The sequence below is a fragment of the Telmatospirillum siberiense genome, assembly GCF_002845745.1.
In the GTDB taxonomy this organism is placed as follows: domain Bacteria; phylum Pseudomonadota; class Alphaproteobacteria; order Rhodospirillales; family Magnetospirillaceae; genus Telmatospirillum; species Telmatospirillum siberiense.
This window is the reverse complement of sequence record NZ_PIUM01000014.1, coordinates 112,594-131,736: the sequence shown is the minus strand read 5'-3', so window position 1 is coordinate 131,736 and position 19,143 is coordinate 112,594. Positions and strand designations below refer to the sequence as shown.

Genomic DNA, 19,143 nt, shown 5'->3' with positions numbered 1-19,143 from the left:
CCGTCAAGGGCGAGCAAGGCGCTGTAAGGCGGGAAACCGGCAGAGTCACTTTCACAGCGACATCCTTTTTGGGGAGGGGCAAGGCTAGATGCAAGTGGCGGCTCAGGGCGCTGCTCGGTCCGGGGGACCAACCGGCTCCGCTGCTTGTCGCGATTTGCGAGATAAGATCGAGCGACCTGCCTGAGCAGACCGTTCGGCACGCGCCCGTAGATCACGGTCGTCGGCGTACGGTCGGGCACCGGCCGAATATCCGGCCCTGGCCAGATTCGACCCGCGCTCGGGCGTAGTTCCGCTCAATCCCCCTCACGACCGGCAAGGGCTTCGATGTCCGCGAGGAAATGCTCTGGGGTGTCCGCCGCAAGAAATGCTTGCTGATCCCGCTTCTTCAGCCGCTCATACTCTTCGATGGAGATGAGGACATTGCGCGGCCGTCCGTTCCTGGTGACGACGACCGGTTGACCAAGCGCGACATCGCTGAAATGCGAGAACTGGCGGACGAGATCTCCGGCGGTGGTTACGACACGCTCGTCCGTTTTCATGGTGCAACCTCGCCCGATGACGTCAATGCGAATAATATGTAAAATATGTATAATGTGAGAAACCGTCAAGCGTGATCGGCCGACCGGGGGCCTAGGCGATATCTCAACCGGCGGGTTTGGCTGTCAGGTCGATGCGGGGCAACTGGCCGAGATCCTCAGCCTGTCGCTGGCGGGCCGGATGGTGCTGTGCGACCTCTTCGGCGCGCAGGGCGGCGTCCTGGAGCACAACGTCTCGGTCAAGGTGGTCAAGCGGCATAAGCGGGCTTCCCTCGCCAGACTCGCGACCATGTCCGAGCTCATACGCCGTCATGTGCCCGAGCTTGGTGACGGCGCGCAATGGTTCTGCCTGATGAGCCTCCTCACCGCGGGCGCCCTGTCGTCCTACGTCCCGCCGCCGCCCAGCCTCCTCGCCGCCTATGCGGACGAGCCCGCCCTCGGCGCGCTCCACCTGGAGTTGCGCGACGCTCTACGGGTCGCCTTCACCGCGACGCTCGTCGGTGTGCTGCCGCGCGCCTGAACCCTTCCGTTTGCGGTGAGGAAATACGGCCTTCCGTATGATGCGGCCGGTATGACGGGCAACGGCCTCAAGCGGCGAGCCACTTCTCGGCTTCGGCTCTCATGGCTTTTTCCAGATCGCTGAAACGAGTGGGGAATGTGCCCCTGACAGGAAAACCGGACTTTTCCAGCAGGTAAGCCAGTGCCGCATATTCGTCCGGATATTTTGCCAGTGCGTCCTGATCGATTTCGACGAAACCCTTGGGGAAAGTGAAGGTTCCCATGTCGTAGATGGCCTGGCGAAATACGATCTTCCACAGGCCGTCGCGTTTTTCCACGGTATCGTAAAAGCGGTTTTGGACAGCACACCCCAACCCAAGCGACATGTTCTCGCCGAGGATCATGGCGCTGGTCTCAACGATGGCCTTGTCGCCCTTGGCGTTGAATTTCGGCACGGGCGTGCCGATCAGATGTTTGGTGTTGAAAGGCGAACCGGCCATGCGGATGGAGCCGTCGACAAAACCGCCGAACGGGCCTTCATACCAGGTGATTTTGATGGTGCCGTCGGGATGCCACAACGTGCGCAGCATGTCCCAATTGGCCGTATCGCGGTACGTCCAGCCGCTCATAAGGTCGATGATCTGGATGCGGTCGTCAGCAGTAATGGTCATGGCGTGTTCCTTTCTTGGCGGGCGCAGTCCGCGGGTGACGGCCGAGATGATAGCGGACGAGCCGGCTCAACGGCCAAGCGAGATGGCGGGCATCTGCTATAATGGACCGGACTTGAACGGAGGGGGCCATGGAAAATCTGCCGATCGGTAAGGCGTTCACCCTGATGGAACCTGGACCGGTCATCCTCGTCACGACAAGCGACGGCCGGAAAGACAATGTGATGACCATCAGTTGGACCATGGTGATGGACTTCTCGGCGACCTTCGCCATGACCACCGGCTCGTGGAACCATTCCTATTCCGCGCTTCTGGACACGAAGGAATGCGTGATCGCAATCCCCACGGTGGATCTGATCGATACCGTCGTCGGCGTGGGAACATGCTCGGGAAAGGACACCGACAAGTTTGAAAAGTTCGGCCTCACCCGCGTGAAGGCCGGACATGTCCGCGCCCCGCTCATCAAGGAGTGCATCGCGAATATCGAATGCCGGGTCGTCGATGTCATCGATGGACACGGCATCGTCGTGCTCCAGGGTATTGCCGCCCACGTCGACCACTCCCGCACGGAGAAAAGGACCATCCATGCCGTCGGTGACGGAACATTTATCGTGGATGGGCGCAAAATCGACAGGAAGGAGATGATGCGATCCAAACTTCCAAGCGGGATATGATGCGGGACCGGGCGCGCGGCGCCATCGAAGGGTTTTCCACGAAGATGTTGTCATCCGCGGACGACAAGCCCCGGCAGGAGGGGGGAAGAATGGCTCATCGGATTCGCTGGGGTGTCATGGGTTGCGCGAGAATCGCGCGCATGCAGGTCGTTCCGGCGATTGGGCGCTGTGCGAACGCGACATTGCAGGCGGTAGCCTCGCGCGATCAGGGCAAGTTGACGGAATTCCGCAATCTGTTCGGGGAATTCACGGCCCACTCCACCTATCAGGCGCTGATCGACGACCCGTCGGTCGATGCCATCTATCTGCCGTTGCCCAACTCGATGCATTGGGAATGGGCCATCAAGGCCATGCACAAGGGCAAACATGTTCTTTGCGAGAAACCATTGGCGCTCAATGCCGGCGAAGCCGAAAAGATGGTCCGTACCGCAAGGGAATGCGGTGTCCGGTTGATGGAAGCCTTCATGTACCGCTACACCGATCGGACGAAGAAGATCGTCGAGGTGCTCGACAGCGGGGTGCTCGGCGAAATCCGTTGCATCAATTCGACGTTCCGCTTTTTTCTCGACCGGGAAAACACCATCAAGGAGAATCCGGAACTCGGTGGCGGCGCGCTTTACGACGTCGGCTGCTACCCGCTCAACTTGATCGGACTGGTCACCCGGGAGGAGCCCGTCTCGGTCGTCGTCGAATGCGCAAAATCCCACGGCGTCGACGTCAACCTTTCGGCCATCCTGCGCTACCCAAGCGGCCTGATCGCGTCGCTGCATTGCGGGCTCAACGCATTCGGCCGAATTTCCAGCGAAATTACCGGTTCCAAGGGGCTGCTGCTGGTCCCCGACACCTTCCTCGACAACGCCGGACAGATCCAGTTGGTGACGGACAAGGGAACCGAAATGATCGTTGTCGCCGAATCGGATCGCTATGCCGCGGAAATCACCGATTTCTCAACGGCCATTCTGGAAAAACGGGAACCGGCGCTGAGTTTGGACGAATCCTTGCGGAACATGCGTGTTCTGGAGCGTCTCGTCGCCGCCCGGGATAAAATTCGCTGAACACAATATCCTGATCGGGCGCCGACCCCCGGGGTCCATCCCGCTTGCGTGGAGGACCGGCGCGATGCACTCTGCCGAAGAGATGAAAGAGGGGCATGCCGGCCCCTTCGCCAGCCATCCTTAGTTTTGGAAAGCCAGACGTCATGCGCACCCGTTTTCCCCGCGGTTCCACCGCCTATGCCAAGGACGGACGCAGCTACATCGTCGAGGAGGTCGCCGACGGAATCGTCTACTGCACCACCTCGAACGGTACGGAGACCGAGTTTCCGGAAAGCAAATTGATGAACGCGGCGGAGTGGGAGGCCGCAACCAAGGTCGGTCTCCGGCGGGAGGTGTCCTACCTGCGGATGAGGCAGTCACCTCACTTCCTGCCTGCCGGCGGAACCTCCGACGAGGCCGCCGCCGACCGCCTGCTGGTGAAGGCGGACCACATATCGCCCGGAATTCTCGATTTCGCCGCCTTCACCGTCGCCGAACGCATCCTGGCCGAGCGCAAGGAAGAGGATCTCGCCGGGCAATTGTCGGTCCGCAAATGCCGCGAGATGTTCGACGCCGCGCCGCCGTCCGTCCGCGCGCGCCTGCTTGCCCATCTTCTCGGCGCGCGCCCCGACGCCCTGGTCAGCGCCGGCGGACTGGGGGAAAATCTTCTGAAGGCAATGGTCGCCAAGGGGCTCGAACCCTTGCAGGCCGCATACGAGGCCTTTCAGGATCGTCCCCACCGGTAACCCCGTTCAACCGCCCCTTATGATCTTGCGCATAGAAAATCCTATAACCATATGCGTAGAAACGATTTCAGCGTAAGGGACGCGGCAATGCCTAGCGAACGGGTTGAATTTCCAGGGGCGCACCATGTGATGTTGGCGGCCCGCCTCGATATGCCGGAGGCGAAACCCCGCGCCTACGCCCTGTTCGCCCATTGCTTCACCTGTTCGAAGGATGTCTTCGCCGCGTCGCGGATCTGTTCGGAGCTGACCGAAAACGGCATCGCCGTCCTGCGCTTCGATTTCACCGGTCTCGGCGCCAGCGAGGGGGATTTCGCCAACACCAATTTCTCGTCGAACATCGCCGATCTGGTCGCCGCGGCGGAGTGGCTGGCCCGCGAACGGGAACCGGCGAAGGTGTTGATCGGCCATTCGCTGGGCGGCGCGGCCGTGCTGGCGGCGGCGGGCCTGGTGGACAGCGTCAGGGCGGTGGTCACCATCGCCGCGCCGGCGGATCCGGCCCATGTGACCAAGATGTTCGCCGACCAGCGGGAGGAGATCGACACCTTCGGCGAGGCGGAGGTCCATCTGGTCGGACGGCCTTTTCGCATCCGCAAGCAGTTCCTGGACGATATCGAAAGCCATCGCCTGGAAGCGCAGATCAGCGGGCTGCGCCGGGCGCTTCTCGTCTTCCATTCGCCGCACGACGCCACAGTCGGCATCGAAAACGCCGCCCGGATCTTCGCGGCGGCGAAACATCCCAAGAGCTTCATCTCGCTGGACGACGCCGACCATCTGCTGACCCGCAAGGAGGATGCCGTCTATGTGGCGCGCGTCATCGCCGCCTGGACGTCGCGTTATCTGTGATTGCCCTGGCCGGGCCTTTGGGCGCGGCTCGATTGGCCCCAGGATGACCCGCCGGAATCGATCATAAGGAAACACGGATCAGCACAGATGAACGCAGATGAGCACAGATGCGGATCGAAGCGCTCCCAGCCTGCGGGGCCCAGAACACAGGTTTCGATTTTTTAACATGGCGTCATGGCCGTGCTTAAGTGGTGATCGCAACCAAAATCCGTGCCGGACATTTGGGAGTGAGCCGGCAAATGAAATTGGCGGCGCCAACCGTTTGTCAGCCCGAATTCGGTGCCCTGCCGTCGATAGACGAGATCGACATCCGCCCGCCCACAAAGGGTGAGGGAATAGCTCATTGCGGGGACCGCCTCCCCCCCGCTCAGGGCTTCGCGTCCGACAGCGTTTCCTTGAAAAAGGCGATGCTCCGCCGCTCGGCGTCTGCCGTGGCGGCTCGGCCGAAGCCGTGGCCGGCGCCGGGATAGACCACCATCTCCGCCGGCCCGCCCAACTGCCGCGCCCAATCGGTCAGCTCCCGCCCCTGCTGAATGGCGACCCGGCGGTCCGCGTCGCCATGGAATTCGAGAAGCGGCGGCAGATGGGTGGCCTCTACCTTGAGAAGGCCGGGGATGCCTCCGTAATAAACCACCAGCCCGGAGACCCGGGGATCGCGCCCGGCGACGGAAACGGCGAGGAAACCGCCTTGCGAGAAACCGATGAGCCCGATCCGCCCCGATGAGGTCGGGCGGCCGAGGATGTCGCCGATGGCGTCGCCGACCAAAGCCGACCAGTCGCCGATCCTCCGATTGAAATAGGCCCGGCGCTCGGCGGCATCCGCCGACTTGAGCTGCCGGATGTCGTCATCGTCGTAATAAGGAAAAAGATAGACGTCGAAACCGGCGGCGGCGATGGCCGCGGCGGTGCGTTGATAAAACACCCGGAACAGATCGAGCCCCTGGCGGCCGTGCAGAAGAATCACCGCCGGCCGCCGGCCCTCGCCCCGGACGGCGAATCTTTGCACCTCGACCGGCCTGTCCCTGGTCGCCAAGGTCACCGTCCCGATGTCGATATCAGCCCCGAATCCTTGCGCCGACCAGCCGGCAAGGGTCATCAGAAACACGAAGAACCATCCGCAGATCTTTTGCCGCAACGTCCAATTCCCTCATGCGATGGGGCCGGCTGTCCGGCCTCCTGTTGGCGAAATCCTATACCGGTCTTCCGTAAACGGACAAATGGAAGCTGGTGGAAGAGTCACCCGATAGCCCTGCGGAACGGCTCCAGATCATTTGACGGCCCAACCGGTTTTGTGCTGGTATACCAGTCATGAACCAGACTGATCCCCTTTGCCAAAAGGCCTACGGGCTAATCCGCGAGATGATCGCCACCGGCGCGCTCGATCCCGATACCGCCCTCTCGGAGCGAAGGTTGGCCGAGACACTGGGGATCGGCCGCACCCCGGTGCGCGAGGCGATCAAGGAACTGACGCGCGACGGACTGCTCAGCGTATCGCCGATGCGCGGCACCTTCGTGCGCAGCCTCTCGCTGGCCGATCTCCGGGAAATTCACGAAATCCGCCAGGCACTGGAAGGCGCCGCGGCGTTCCGCGCCGCCCAATGCGGTCCCGGCAAGGCGCTCGGCCGCCTGGCCGACGCCTTGCGAGCCTTGTCCGCCCGGACGGAGTTCGATGTCGACGAGGCCCAGCGGATCGGCTGGGACTTCCATCAGGCGCTGTTCGACGCCACCGGCAATCGCCGGCTGATCCAGATGTACGAGACCTTGCGGGCGCAAAACGGCCTGGCCCTGCAAGGAGTGCCCGGTTACGACGCGGCGCGCAGCCGCCAGGCGATCCTCGAACATCTGCAAATCTTCGCGGCGATCGAGACCGGGGACGCCGAACAGGCGCGGCGCCGCATGTGGGATCATCTGGCGCACGCGCTCGACGCGCGGCTGCGCTTCATCGCCGGCCTCGCCGGCGAACCTCAGCAAAGGACAGAGCCATGACGGGACGCGATGGGGTGATCACGGGTAAAAAGGGCAAGATCCGCGTGCCGCTGCCGATCCAGATGCTGATCGGGCTGGCCGTCGGCCTGGCCATTGGCCTGCTCTGGCCGGAGACCGCCGTCAAGCTGCGGCCGATAGGCACCGCCTTCGTCTCCGCCGTGCAGATGATCGTCATCCCCGTCGTCTTCGCCTCGGTCTCGCTGGGCATCTACCGCATGGGCGCCGAGATCCGCCTGTTGGGCCGCGTCGCCGGCATCTGTCTGCTTTATTTCTATGTGGCGACCATCGTCTCGGTGCTCATCGGCCTGGGGCTCAACGGCGTCTTCCATCCCGGCATGGGCGCGGATCTGTCGGCGACCGGCAAGATTCCGGCCAATCTGGCGGTGTCCATCGACTGGGCGCAATTCTTCCTCGACATGATTCCCAGCAATATCCTGGCGGTCATGGCGGCGCAGAAGATCCTGCCGACGCTGATCTTCGCCATCCTGTTCGGCATGGCCATGGCCACCACCGGAGCGGTGGCGGAGCCGCTGGTCAAGGTCCTGGAAGCCATGCTCGCCGCCGTGTTCAAGATGACCAAATGGATCACCGGCACGGCGCCGATCGCCATCGCCGCCATCATGGCCTGGATGTTCGCCACCCAGGGCATCGGCACCGTGCTGGCCCTGGCCAAGCTGGTGGGCGTCATGTATCTCGGCCTCGGCCTGATGGTGGTGGTGTTCTGGATCGCCCTGCTGCTCATCGGCGAAAAGCCGTTCGCGGTGACCCGCCAGGTGATGGAGCCGGTCATCCTCGCCTTCGCCACCCGCTCCTCCGAAGTCACGCTGCCGGTGCATATGGAGAAGCTGGAACGCATGGGCGTTCCCAACAAGATCGTCTCGGTCGTCCTGCCGCTCGGCTATTCCTTCAACCGCGACGGCTCCATCATGTATTTCGCCCTGGCCGTCACCTTCCTGGCCGAGGCCTATCACGTGCCGCTCGACGGCTCGGCCCTGCTGACCATCCTCATCACCACCACCATCGCCAGCAAGGGCAGCGCCAACGTGCCCTCCGGCGGTCTGGTCGCCGTGGCGATGGTGCTGACGGCGATCGGCCTGCCCGTCGAAGCCTTGGCCATCGTCGCCGGCGTCGATGCCTTCATGGACATGGGCCGCACGGCGATCAACGTCTTCGGCAACACGGTGGCGGTGAAGCTGGTGCAGAAATACGCCGGCAAGGCGGCCTTGGAAAGCGAACCGGCGCCGCTTGCCGCCGACCTCCGATAATCAGGAAAGCGACCCTTCGACATGACCATCGACTTGCGCAGCGACACCGTCACCAAACCCACCGAAGCGATGCTGGAACGCATGCGCACGGCCGAACTGGGCGACGACAGCCGGGACGGCGACCCGACGGTGATGGCGCTGGAAGCCCTGGCGGCGGAACGCACCGGCAAGGAGGCCGGGCTGTTCGTCGCCAGCGGAACCATGGGCAATCTGGTGGCGCTGCTCGCCCACGCGGACCGTGGCGGCGAGGTGCTGTGCGATACCGGCATCCATATGCTGCGCTCGGAGATGGGCGGCATCGCCAGCATCGCCGGACTGTTTTTCCGCACCCTGCCCGCCCGGCGCGGCGCCGTCGACCTGGATGCGCTGGCCGACGCGCTGCATTCCCGATTGACGCCCAGCCGGCTGGCCACCGGTCTGGTCTGGATGGAAACCAGCCACAACGACGCCGGCGGCGCCGTGCTGCCGCTTGAGCATATGAAAGCCGTCCGCGCCCTGGCCGACGATCACGGCGCCCCGGTGCATGTCGACGGCGCCCGCCTGTTCAATGCCGCCTGTGCCCTGGGCGTCGAAGCCAAAGCCATCGCCGATCACGCCGATTCCTTGATGTTCTGCATCTCCAAGGGACTGTCCGCCCCGATCGGCAGCCTGCTGGTCGGCAGCCGCGACTTCATCACGCGGGCCCGCGCCTTCCGCCGCATGGTCGGCGGCGCCATGCGACAGGCCGGCATCATCGCCGCCGCCGGCATCGTGGCGCTGGAGGAGATGACCGGCCGCCTGGCCGAGGATCACCGCATGGCCAAACGGCTGGCCCGGGGACTGGCCGCCATCGACGGGAGCCTGACCGATCCCGCCCTGGCCGAGACCAACATCGTGCGCATCGACGTCGCCGCCAGCGAACGGGACGCCGATCAATGGACCAGGGCGCTGGCGGCGAGGGGCGTGCTGGCCGGCGCCTGGACCAGCCGGCAGATCCGCTGCGTCACCCACCGGCATACCGGCCCCGCCGAGATCGAGAAGGCCATCGCCGCCTTCGCCGAGACTTGGCGGGACTTCAATACGGCCCCTTCACGCTGAGGCACGTCGACGGGCTCCATCATCCGCTTTCTCGGCGGTTCTATCAGCGTCGAGAGAGGAACCTCCATGGCCGCGGACACGTTCCGCTCCCCGCCGTGTCCGACCGATCGAAACCCGGCCACGAAAGTATCAGCAACCGGGATGGTCGCACCATGACAGTCACCCGACACCCCCGAATGGAGAACAGCCCGTCGAACGGCACGGGGCCGCTCCCTGCCCGAAGGGGTTTCCGGCTTTGCCGCCCCGGCGTATCCTGTGCGACACCGTGATGGTCCGTCCGTTAGTGGTGCGAACCCAACATTCAGGCCCCTCGTCCTTCCCGTTTTCGCGCCGGGGCAGCGCATACACCTTATTATTTGTTGTCAATATGTTATCGTCATCCCCGGGCTTGACCCGGGGATCCAAGTGGTGCCACAGGCAAGAACATTTGGGTCGCGGGACGACGTGGATGCCCGGATCAAGTCCGGGCATGACGATATTAAGTAATTTAAGATAAAAATATAAAATTTCATCCACGATACAGCGGGGAACAATACGCATCTTGACCAATAAATCCGTTTCCTCCTTTCAGGCCGTCGGTTTTACCGTTCTTGGTTTCACCTTCTGGGTTCTTTCGGATACTTGCGTCAAACTGGCGGGCGAGACGGTTCTGCCCCCCTATGAGATTCTGGGTTTTTTCGGATTTTTCGCCACCGCCTTCATGCTCGTGAAGGCAGGGGGAAAGCAGCGGATCAAGGCGCTATGGCCGAAAAATCCCCGCGCCCAGGCGCTGCGCGCCTGTCTCGCGGTCGCCTCCAACCTGTGCTCCATCATCGCGCTCAAGCATTTGCCGATGGCGTCGTTTTACGTCACCGTTTTTTCGGCACCGATGATGGTCGCCATCCTGGCGGCGATTTTTCTCCATGAATATCTGCGCTGGCCACGCATCGTCGCCATCGTTGCCGGGTTCATCGGCGTGGTGATCGCCGTCGACCCCATTGGCGTCGTAACGCAAGGCCATGGGTCTGGTGGCGACTGGATCGGGTATGCCGTCGCCTTTTTCAGCAGCATCCTGTTCGCCGCCAACGTCATCTGGCTGCGGGTCATGGCCCAATCGGAAAGCCCCAACAGCCTGGCGTTCTTCAACGGGTTCGTGCAGACGCTGGCCGGATTCGGCCTGATGCTCGTTCTGCCGGTCGCCGCCGTGACGCCGGGCCTGCTGGGACTTCTTTGCGTCATGGGAATTCTCAACGCGCTTGGCGCCATGGCGATATATTCGGCGCTTAAATACACGACGGCGGCGACAGTCTCGCAATTCCATTACACGCAGATCGTCACCGGCGCCCTGATCGGCTATGTCGTCTGGCACGATGTGCCGGCGCCCCATATGTGGGCTGGCGCCGCCGTGATCATCGCGGCCGGACTTTACATCGCCCAACAGGCCAGAAAGGCCGCGACGCCGGCCAAGATCACGGCGCCGCAGGGGCCGTAGTGGGAATAGCAAGCCCCGGCCGCGCGATCCCCGGGATGCGGCCAATCTGCTCGGCGAGGAAGTCGACCAGCAGCCGAACCCTGGCAATGCCGGCGCGTTCGGGAACGATCAGCATGTTCAGCGGCACCGACGGCAACGAATAATCCGGCAGGATCGGTATTAGCCGGCCGGTGGCCAATAAATCGTCGACCAGCCAGTGGTGGGTGGGCGCGATGCCGCGCCCGGCGACCAGGGCCGCGCGCGCGGCCAGCCCGTGATCAACCCGAAGACGTCCTCCGAAGGGGACGGAATAGTGCTCGCCTTGCGGGCCCCGCAAGGCGAGCACGTCGCTCCCCGCCACGTTCGACATCCGAATGCCTTCAAGGCCGGACAAGTCCTGCGGAACAACCGGCGCCCCCCGCGCCGCCAGATAGTCCGGTGCCGCCACCAGCAACCGCCGGGACCGGCCGAGAGCCCGCAGTTTCATGGAACTGTCGGTAAGCGGCCCCAGGCGAAGCGCGATATCGACGCCATTCCGGACAAGATCGACGAACTCGTCGGTGAGACCGAGATCAACCTCGATATCGGGATAGCGGTCCTGGAATGCGAAGATCATCCGGCTGACATGCATGACCCCGAAAGCCGCCGTGCAGGATATCCGGATCGTGCCGGCGGGCGCTCCGCGCGTACTCCGCGCCTCATCGCCGGCCAGCTCCACAAGGCGCAGGATCTGGACGCTGTTGGCATAATAGCGACGGCCTTCATCGGTCAGCGTGACACGCCGGGTGGTCCGGCTGAGCAAAGGCACGCCGAGGGCGTCCTCAAGCTCTCGCAAATGCCGCGTGACCGTCGACTGACCGACGCCGAGTTCGCGCGCGACCGCCGACAGGTTCCCGCGTTCGGCGACGCGAACGAAGGTGTGCAGGCGCTCAAACGTGACGTCCGACTTATCCATAAATCGGCATAATCTTATACATTACCAACATGTAGTGGACCAACTCCGCGCTGTCTATGCTCTCGGAATCGATTTTCCAACTTCGGATCGCCGTCCCATGAAAGTCCTGCTTGTTTTTGCCCATCCGGAACCGCGTTCGCTCAACGGCGCGCTCCGCGACGCCGCCGTCAAGGAACTCGGAACCCAAGGCCACGAGGTGCGGGTGTCCGACCTCTACGCCATGCGCTGGAAGTCGGAAGTCGATCGCGCCGATTTTCCCTCGTTGACACCGGATAGCCGGCTGAAAGTGGCGGCCGCCTCCGGCGAGGCGTTCTCCGCCAACGCGCTGACGCAAGACGTCAAGGCCGAGCAGGAAAAACTTCTGTGGGCCGATGTGCTGATCCTCCAATTTCCCCTCTGGTGGTATGCCATGCCGGCAATCCTCAAGGGCTGGGTCGATCGGGTTTACGCCTATGGATTCGCATACGGCGTCGGCGAACATAACGACAAGCGTTGGGGTGACCGCTTTGGTGAGGGAACCCTCGCGGGAAAACGCGCCATGCTGATCGTAACCACCGGCGGCTGGGAAGAGCATTATTCCGCTCGCGGGATCAATGGGCCGATCGACGACCTGCTCTTCCCGATAAATCACGGGATTCTTTTTTATCCGGGATATGACGTGCTTCCGCCATTCGTGGCCTACAGAGTCGATCGCCTTGATCAGGCAGGCTTCGAGTCCGTGGCCGACCGCCTGCGGGAGAGGATGCGGACGCTCGCGACCACGCCGCCCATCCCCTATCGCCGTCAGAATGGCGGCGATTATCTGATCCCGAGCATGCAACTCCGCTCCGGGCTGGGCGATCCGAATGCGACCGGCTTTGGCCATCACCTCGCGCGGAATGCCGAAGTCCTCGATAAGGCGCGACCGATTATAGATGAGGTTCTAGGGCCGGGTGCGTGCGAAGTCTCACCCACCCGGCCCTAGTCGCCGCCGTCCTTGCCAACGGCGGCGGTCCGCATCGGTTCGGCAAGCCTGAGAAAACGAGTGCTCTCATCGAAGGGGGTCCGTGTTCATGGCGATGGCCGGGCGCCGCCGCGACCACCGGTCGAGCGCCATATAAATCACCGGCGTCGTGTAAAGGGTGAGGATCTGACTGACCACCAGGCCGCCGATGATGCTGATGCCCAACGGCTGGCGCAGCTCCGCGCCGTCGCCTTTGCCGAGCGCCAGGGGCAAGGCGCCGAACAGGGCGACCATGGTGGTCATCATGATGGGGCGGAAACGCATCAGACAGGCCTGGTAAATGGCATCGCGGCTGGAAAGCCCGCGGCTCCGTTCCGCCTCGAGAGCGAAATCGATCATCATGATGGCGTTCTTCTTGACGACGCCGATCAGCAACAGGACGCCGATCATGGCGACCATGGAAAATTCGATATGGAAGACGAGCAGCGCCAACAAGGCGCCGATGCCGGCCGACGGCAGGGTCGACAGGATGGTGATGGGGTGGATATAGCTTTCATAGAGGATCCCCAGCACAATGTAGATGCTCGCCAATGCCGCCAGGATCAGGATCGGCGTGGCGCTTTTGCCTTGCTGGAAATATTTCGCCGTCCCGGCGAATTCGCCGCGCACCGTCTCCGGTATATGGATCTGCCGGCGGATTTCCTCGATGGCCGCCGTGGCGTCGCTCAGGGACTTGCCCTCGGTCAGATTGAAGGAAACCGTGGCGGACGCGTAGTGACCACGGTGATTGACCGACAGCGGCGTCTTGCTCTGCCCGAAATGGGCGATGGCGGACAAGGGAATCATGGTCTCGGCGGAGGTGCTGACGGCGCTTCCGGTGGACGCCGAGGTCCGGCCGACGCTGCCGATGGCGTTGGTGGCGCGGTTGCGGGCGCCGTCGGCCGTCACCTGCGCCTGCGTCTTCGTCGACCCCGTCGTGCCCGCCAGGGCGTTGGTGGCGTCGGTGCCGCTGACCGCGCCGGCCGAAGTGCTGATGAAGATTTCGCTCAGCGTTTTCGGATCCTGCCAATATTGCGGCGCCACCTCCATGACCACATGATACTGGTTCAAGGGGTTGAAGATCGTCGACACCTGGCGCTGACCGAAGGCGTCGTAAAGGGTGTCGTCGATCTGCGACATCTGCAGGCCGAGCCTGGCGGCGGTGGCCCGATCGATTTCCAAATCCGCCTGCAGTCCGCCATTGTCCAGATCGGTGGTGACGTCGGCGAGAAACGGCACCGCGCGCATGGCGTCGGCGAGGCGATCCGTCCAGATCTTGAGAACGCCCATATCGTCGGCCAGCAGCGAATACTGATATTGCGCGTTGCCCCCCACGCCGCCGCCACCAACCAGCTGATTGGATTGCAGATAAAGGGATGCCCCGGCGACCTGATCGAATTGCGGTCGAAGGCGGGCGATAATGGCGTCGGCGGTGGCTGAACGCTCGGCCAGCGGCTTCAGGCTCACCCAGATCTTTCCCGCATTGCCGGCGGTCCCACCGCCGGTGAAACCGACGACCGCGGCAACGTCGGGATCGCCGCGCACGATATCCTGGAACGCTTTCAGCTTCCCGCTCATCGCCTGGAAGGAAATCGACTGGTCACCCTTGATGCCGCCGGTCAGCGATCCGGTATCCTGTTGCGGAATGAAGCCTTTGGGAACGATCGCATAGAGATAGAAATTGAGGCCGACGGTGGCGAGCAGCAGCAGCATGGTCGCTCCGGGATGGCGGAGCGCCAGCGACAGACTGCGGGCGTAACCGTCGCTCAATCGCTCGAACAGACGTCCGTTCGCCCGCGCCAGGCGGGACCGGCCGGGCGCGGAGCGCGTCCGCAACAGCGTCGCGCACATCATCGGCGTCGTGGTCAGGGAAATGACAAGGGACATCAGAATGGCGGCGGACAGGGTTATCGAGAAGGAATTGAGAAACCGTCCGGCGAGCCCGCCCATGAACAGAATCGGGATGAACACCGCGATCAGGGACAGGCTCATGGAGAGAACGGTGAAGGCGACTTCCCTAGCCCCCTGCAACGCCGCCCGACGCCGCGTCATGCCGCCTTCCATGTGGCGGATGACGTTCTCCAGCACCACGACGGCGTCGTCGACGACGAAACCGGTGCTGACGGTCAAGGCGATCAAGGTCAGATTGTTGAGGCTGTAATCCAGCAACCGCATGACGGCGAAGGTGCCGACGATCGACACCGGCACCGCGACGGCTGGAATCAGCGCCGCGCGGGCATCGCCCAGGAAAACGAATACCACCAGAATCACCAGCCCGAGGGAAATCAGCAGCGTCTTCTGCACCTCGTCGACCGACGCCCGGATGGTGGTGGTCAGATCGAGCACGATGTCCATGGAGACATCGGCCGGCAGGGAGGCCCGCAACTCCGGCAGGGCGGCCTTGACGCGATCGGCGGTGGCGATGATGTTCGCCCCCGGTTGCCGGTTGACCTGAATAACCACCGCCCGCTGTCCGTTGGTCAGTCCCATGTTCCGCAGATCCTCGACCGAATCGAGCACCTCGGCGACATCACTGAGACGAACGGCCCGGCCCGACCGGAAGGCGACGATCAGCGAGCGGTATTCGGCCGCCGTCCTTGCCTGGTCGTTGGTGTAGATCTGCAGCCGTCGGCGGCCGTCCTCCAAGGCGCCTTTCGGAGCATTGGCGTTGGCCGAGGCCAGAGCCGCGCGGATATCCTCGACGCCGATGCCATATTTGAACAGGGCATGCGGATTGAGCTCGACGCGCACCGCCGGCAGGGCGCTGCCGGCGACCTTGACCTGCCCGACGCCCTCCACCTGCGACAGTTTCTGCTGGATGACGCTCGCCGCCGAATCAAACAGCTGCTCCGGCGTCAGGGTGGCGGAATCGAGAGACAGCAGCAGGATCGGAATATCGGTCGGGCTGATCTTCCAATAACCGGGATTGCTTTTGAGGCTGCCCGGCAGATCGGCGCGCGCCGCGTTGATGGCGGCCTGAACGTCGCGGGCGGCGCCGTCGATGCTGCGCGACAGGCCGAAGGGCAAGATGACGTTGGTCGAACCGACATTGCTTTGCGAACTCATGTCGTCGACATCGGCGATCCGCCCCAGATGCCGTTCCAACGGTGTCGCCACCGTTGCCGCCATGGTTTCCGCGCTGGCGCCGGGAACATAGGCGTAGACGACGATGGTGGGGATATCGACCTGCGGCAACGGCGCCACCGGCAGGAAGAAATAGCTGACCATGCCGGCAAGGGCGATGCCGGCGGTCAGCAGAGTGGTCGCCACCGGGCGTCCGACGAAAAATGCCACCGGATTCATGGAAGGTCGCCTTCCAGCAGATCCTCGCCGGCCGCCCGCCGACGACGGAAACGCTCGGCCAGCCGGTCGAACGCGAGATAGATCACCGGCGTGGTGAACAGGGTCAGCATCTGGCTGAGAAACAGCCCGCCGACGATGCTGATCCCCAGCGGATGACGCAGTTCCGATCCGGTCCCGTTGCCCAGCATCAGGGGCAAGGCCCCCAACATCGCGGCCATGGTGGTCATCAGGATCGGGCGGAAGCGGAGCAGACAGGCCTGGAATATGGCATCCCGCGGCGTCTTGCCCTCGTTGCGTTCGGCATCGAGGGCGAAATCGATCATCATGATGGCGTTCTTCTTGACGATGCCGATCAGCAGGATGATGCCGATGATGCCCATCACGCCGAGGTCGCCGCCCGAGGCGATCAGGGCCAGCAGGGCGCCGATCCCCGCCGACGGCAGGGTCGACAGAATGGTGATGGGGTGGATGTAGCTCTCGTAGAGCACGCCCAGAACGATATACATGGTGACGATGGCGGCCAGGATCAGCATGACCTCGTTGTCGAGCGACGACTGAAAGGCCTGGGCGGCGCCCTGGAACCGCGTGATGACCGAAGCCGGCATGCCGATCTCCGTCTCGGCCTTGCGGATGGCCGAGACCGCCGCGCCGAGCGAGGCCTTGGGGGCCAGGTTGAAAGAGATGCTGGTGGCGGGAAACTGCCCCAGATGATTGATCTGCAGCGGTACGGTTTGCTCCGTCACCGTGGCGATGGCCGACAGTGGAACCTGGCCGCTGGCGGAGGACGGCAGATGGATCTGCTTCAACGAGCCTTCGGCGGATTGCAAGGCCGGATCGTTTTCCAGAATCACCCGATATTGATTGGATTGGGTGAAAATGGTGGAGACGATTCGCTGTCCGAAGGCGTCATAAAGGGCGTTGTCCACCGTCGCCGGCGTGATGCCGAAACGCCCCGCCGTGTCGCGGTCGATCTCGACATAGGCGGCCAGCCCCCGGTCCTGCGCGTTGCTGGTGACGTCGGCGAGTTCGAGAGATCGGGAAAGCCGTTCCACCAGTCGCGGCACCCACCGGGACAGTTCGGCCGGGTTGGTGTCGACGAGATCGAATTGGTACTGGGTCCGGCTGACCGTCGCATCGATGCTCAGATCCTGCACCGGCTGCATGTAAAGCTCGATACCGGGGACGACGGCGGTTTCCGTCTTCAAACGGCGGGCGATGGCGTCGGCGGAAAGCGAACGCCGGCTTTTGGGTTTCAGATTGATCAGCAAGCGGCCGCTGTTGACCGTGGTGTTGGTGCCGTCGACGCCGATGAAGGACGACAGGCTTTCGACGTCGGGATCATTCAGCACCACCGCCGCCAAGGCCTGCTGGCGTTCCGCCATGGCCGCGAAGGAGATCGACTGGGAGGCCTGTGAAACGCCCTGGATCAGCCCGGTATCCTGAATCGGGAAGAAGCCCTTGGGAATGACCACGTACAACGCCACCGTCAGCACCAGCGTTCCGGCGGTGACGGCCAGGGTCAGCCGGGCATGGTCGAGCACCCAGAGAAGCGCGCGCCCATAGGCGGCGATCAGATCGTCGAACCAGCGCCCCGCCCACCGGTTGACGGCGGTTTCCCCGCCGGGCCGGCGACGGCGCAGCAATTTGGCGCACAGCATCGGAACCAGGGTCAGCGACACCACCGCCGAAATCAGGATGGTCACCGCGAGAGTGATGGCGAATTCGCGAAACAGGCGCCCCACCACATCGCCCATGAACAGCAGCGGAATCAGCACGGCGATCAGGGAGACGGTCAACGAAACGATGGTGAAGCCGATCTGTTCGGCGCCCTTCAACGCCGCCGTCAACGGCGGATCGCCCCGTTCGATATAGCGCGAGATGTTCTCGATCATCACGATGGCGTCGTCGACGACGAAGCCGGTGGCGATGGTCAGCGCCATCAGGGACAAGTTGTTGATCGAGAAACCGGCCAGGTACATCACGCCGAACGTCCCGACCAGCGACAGCGGCACCGACAGGCTGGGAATGACGGTCGCCGGGATGTTGCGCAAAAACAGGAACATCACCATGACCACCAGGACCACCGCCAGCCCCAACTCGAATTCGACGTCGGAGACCGATGCGCGGATGGTGTTGGTGCGATCGGTCAGAACGGTGACGTCGACGCCGGCCGGCAAGGCCGTCCGTAAATCCGGCAGCAACGCCTTGATGCTGTCCGCCACCTGGATCACATTGGCGCCCGGCTGACGCTGGATGTTGACGATGACCGCCGGAACACGGTTCATCCAGGCGGCCAGTTTGCTGTTTTCCGCCCCGTCCACCGCCGATGCGACATTGGAGAGCAATACCGGCGCGCCGTCCTTGTAGGCGACGATGATCCGGTTGTAGTCCCCGGCCGCCCGCAACTGATCATTGGCATTGATGGAGAAGGCCCGCGCCGGCCCGTCGAAACTGCCTTTCGGCGTGTTGACGTTGGCGTTGGAGATGGTGGTCCTGAGGTCATCGATATTGAGCCCATAGGCCGCCAACGCCTGGGGATTGACCCGGATGCGCACGGCGGGGCGCTGGCCGCCGCTGATGCCGACGAGTCCGACGCCGGGCAATTGCGAGATCTTCTGCGCGATCCGGGTATCGGTCAGGTCCTCGACCTGGGTCAGCGGAACGGTCCCGGAGGTTACCGCCAGCGTCATGATGGGAGCGTCGGCGGGATTGACCTTGGCATAAATGGGCGGCGCCGGCAGATCGGTCGGCAGCAGGTTGCCGGCGGCATTGATCGCCGCCTGCACTTCCTGTTCGGCGATGTCCAAATTCAAATTGAGGGCGAACTGCAAGGTGATGACGGACGCGCCGGCTGAACTGGAGGACGACATCTGGGTCAGGCTGGACATCTGGCCGAATTGGCGTTCGAGCGGCGCGGTCACCGCCGAGGTCATCACTTCCGGACTGGCGCCGGGATAGAAGGTCTGCACCTGGATGGTCGGGTAATCCACCTCGGGCAGGGCCGACAGGGGCAGGAAGCGGAAAGCGGCAATCCCGACCAGGAAAATCGCCGCCATCAGCAGGGAAGTGGCCACGGGGCGCAGGATGAAGGGGCGGGATGGGCTCATGGTCTGTCTCTTCGCCCCG

15 protein-coding genes and 1 pseudogene are annotated in these 19,143 nt (G+C 63.4%); 10 read left to right on the top strand and 6 right to left on the bottom strand.

Features of this window, described 5'->3' with window-relative positions; genetic code table 11:
- Nucleotides 1–293: 293 nt before the first annotated feature.
- Nucleotides 294–539 (bottom strand): type II toxin-antitoxin system prevent-host-death family antitoxin, encoded by a 246-nt coding sequence (locus CWS72_RS13580; protein ID WP_101251150.1) that lies wholly within the window; start codon nt 537–539, stop codon nt 294–296.
- A gap of 100 nt (nt 540–639) precedes the next feature.
- Here CWS72_RS13580 and CWS72_RS13575 point away from each other — a divergent pair, with 100 nt between their 5' ends.
- Complete coding sequence (locus CWS72_RS13575; RefSeq protein WP_338056189.1) at nt 640–1,056, top strand: hypothetical protein; 417 nt, start codon at nt 640–642, stop codon at nt 1,054–1,056.
- A gap of 67 nt (nt 1,057–1,123) precedes the next feature.
- Here the strand turns inward: CWS72_RS13575 and CWS72_RS13570 are convergent, their stop codons facing one another.
- The gene (locus CWS72_RS13570) at nt 1,124–1,705 is read right to left on the bottom strand and encodes a nuclear transport factor 2 family protein (protein WP_101251149.1); all 582 of its coding nucleotides are present in this window, start codon (nt 1,703–1,705) and stop codon (nt 1,124–1,126) included.
- A gap of 128 nt (nt 1,706–1,833) precedes the next feature.
- Here CWS72_RS13570 and CWS72_RS13565 point away from each other — a divergent pair, with 128 nt between their 5' ends.
- The 4 genes and pseudogenes from CWS72_RS13565 to CWS72_RS13550 form a co-directional block, all read left to right on the top strand.
- The gene (locus tag CWS72_RS13565) at nt 1,834–2,376 is read left to right on the top strand and encodes a flavin reductase family protein (protein WP_101251148.1); all 543 of its coding nucleotides are present in this window, start codon (nt 1,834–1,836) and stop codon (nt 2,374–2,376) included.
- Nucleotides 2,377–2,465: 89 nt separating this feature from the next.
- The gene (locus CWS72_RS13560; protein WP_101251164.1) at nt 2,466–3,431 is read left to right on the top strand and encodes a Gfo/Idh/MocA family protein; all 966 of its coding nucleotides are present in this window, start codon (nt 2,466–2,468) and stop codon (nt 3,429–3,431) included.
- Between the two features lie 143 nt (nt 3,432–3,574).
- Nucleotides 3,575–4,156, top strand: a complete 582-nt coding sequence (locus CWS72_RS13555; protein ID WP_101251147.1) for a hypothetical protein — start codon at nt 3,575–3,577, stop codon at nt 4,154–4,156.
- 45 nt (nt 4,157–4,201) lie between these two features.
- Nucleotides 4,202–4,999 (top strand): annotated as a pseudogene (locus CWS72_RS13550) (alpha/beta hydrolase family protein); the annotation flags it as partial.
- A 367-nt stretch (nt 5,000–5,366) separates the two neighbouring features.
- Here CWS72_RS13550 and CWS72_RS13545 read toward each other — a convergent pair.
- Nucleotides 5,367–6,134 carry a dienelactone hydrolase family protein gene (locus tag CWS72_RS13545; protein ID WP_101251145.1) on the bottom strand — a complete coding sequence of 256 codons (768 nt, stop codon included), beginning with the start codon at nt 6,132–6,134 and terminating at the stop codon, nt 5,367–5,369.
- Nucleotides 6,135–6,307: 173 nt separating this feature from the next.
- On the opposite strand from CWS72_RS13545, the gene CWS72_RS13540 reads away from it, so the two are divergent.
- The 4 genes from CWS72_RS13540 to CWS72_RS13520 all read left to right on the top strand — a co-directional run bounded on the left by CWS72_RS13540 (nt 6,308) and on the right by CWS72_RS13520 (nt 10,798).
- A complete protein-coding gene (locus CWS72_RS13540; protein ID WP_101251144.1) occupies nt 6,308–6,985 on the top strand; it encodes a GntR family transcriptional regulator in 678 nt (225 codons plus the stop codon).
- The gene (locus tag CWS72_RS13535) at nt 6,982–8,250 is read left to right on the top strand and encodes a dicarboxylate/amino acid:cation symporter (RefSeq protein WP_199175681.1); all 1,269 of its coding nucleotides are present in this window, start codon (nt 6,982–6,984) and stop codon (nt 8,248–8,250) included. Before CWS72_RS13540 ends, CWS72_RS13535 begins: the two co-directional genes overlap by 4 nt.
- A gap of 21 nt (nt 8,251–8,271) precedes the next feature.
- Entirely contained in the window at nt 8,272–9,327 is a 1,056-nt protein-coding gene (locus CWS72_RS13530) for a GntG family PLP-dependent aldolase (protein WP_101251143.1), read from the top strand.
- Nucleotides 9,328–9,868: 541 nt separating this feature from the next.
- A complete protein-coding gene (locus tag CWS72_RS13520) occupies nt 9,869–10,798 on the top strand; it encodes a DMT family transporter (protein ID WP_101251141.1) in 930 nt (309 codons plus the stop codon).
- Here the strand turns inward: CWS72_RS13520 and CWS72_RS13515 are convergent.
- Nucleotides 10,776–11,732 (bottom strand): LysR family transcriptional regulator, encoded by a 957-nt coding sequence (locus CWS72_RS13515; protein ID WP_101251140.1) that lies wholly within the window; start codon nt 11,730–11,732, stop codon nt 10,776–10,778. The two genes, CWS72_RS13520 and CWS72_RS13515, sit on opposite strands and share 23 nt — an antisense overlap.
- Between CWS72_RS13515 and CWS72_RS13510 the strand changes: the two genes are divergently transcribed.
- Complete coding sequence (locus tag CWS72_RS13510; protein ID WP_420824065.1) at nt 11,713–12,696, top strand: NAD(P)H-dependent oxidoreductase; 984 nt, start codon at nt 11,713–11,715, stop codon at nt 12,694–12,696. The genes CWS72_RS13515 and CWS72_RS13510 overlap by 20 nt on opposite strands.
- A gap of 66 nt (nt 12,697–12,762) precedes the next feature.
- On the opposite strand, the gene CWS72_RS13505 is transcribed toward CWS72_RS13510, so the two are convergent.
- Entirely contained in the window at nt 12,763–16,017 is a 3,255-nt protein-coding gene (locus tag CWS72_RS13505; protein ID WP_101251138.1) for an efflux RND transporter permease subunit, read from the bottom strand.
- Nucleotides 16,014–19,124 carry an MdtB/MuxB family multidrug efflux RND transporter permease subunit gene (locus CWS72_RS13500; protein ID WP_101251137.1) on the bottom strand — a complete coding sequence of 1,037 codons (3,111 nt, stop codon included), beginning with the start codon at nt 19,122–19,124 and terminating at the stop codon, nt 16,014–16,016. Before CWS72_RS13500 ends, CWS72_RS13505 begins: the two co-directional genes overlap by 4 nt.
- Nucleotides 19,125–19,143: the final 19 nt, after the last annotated feature.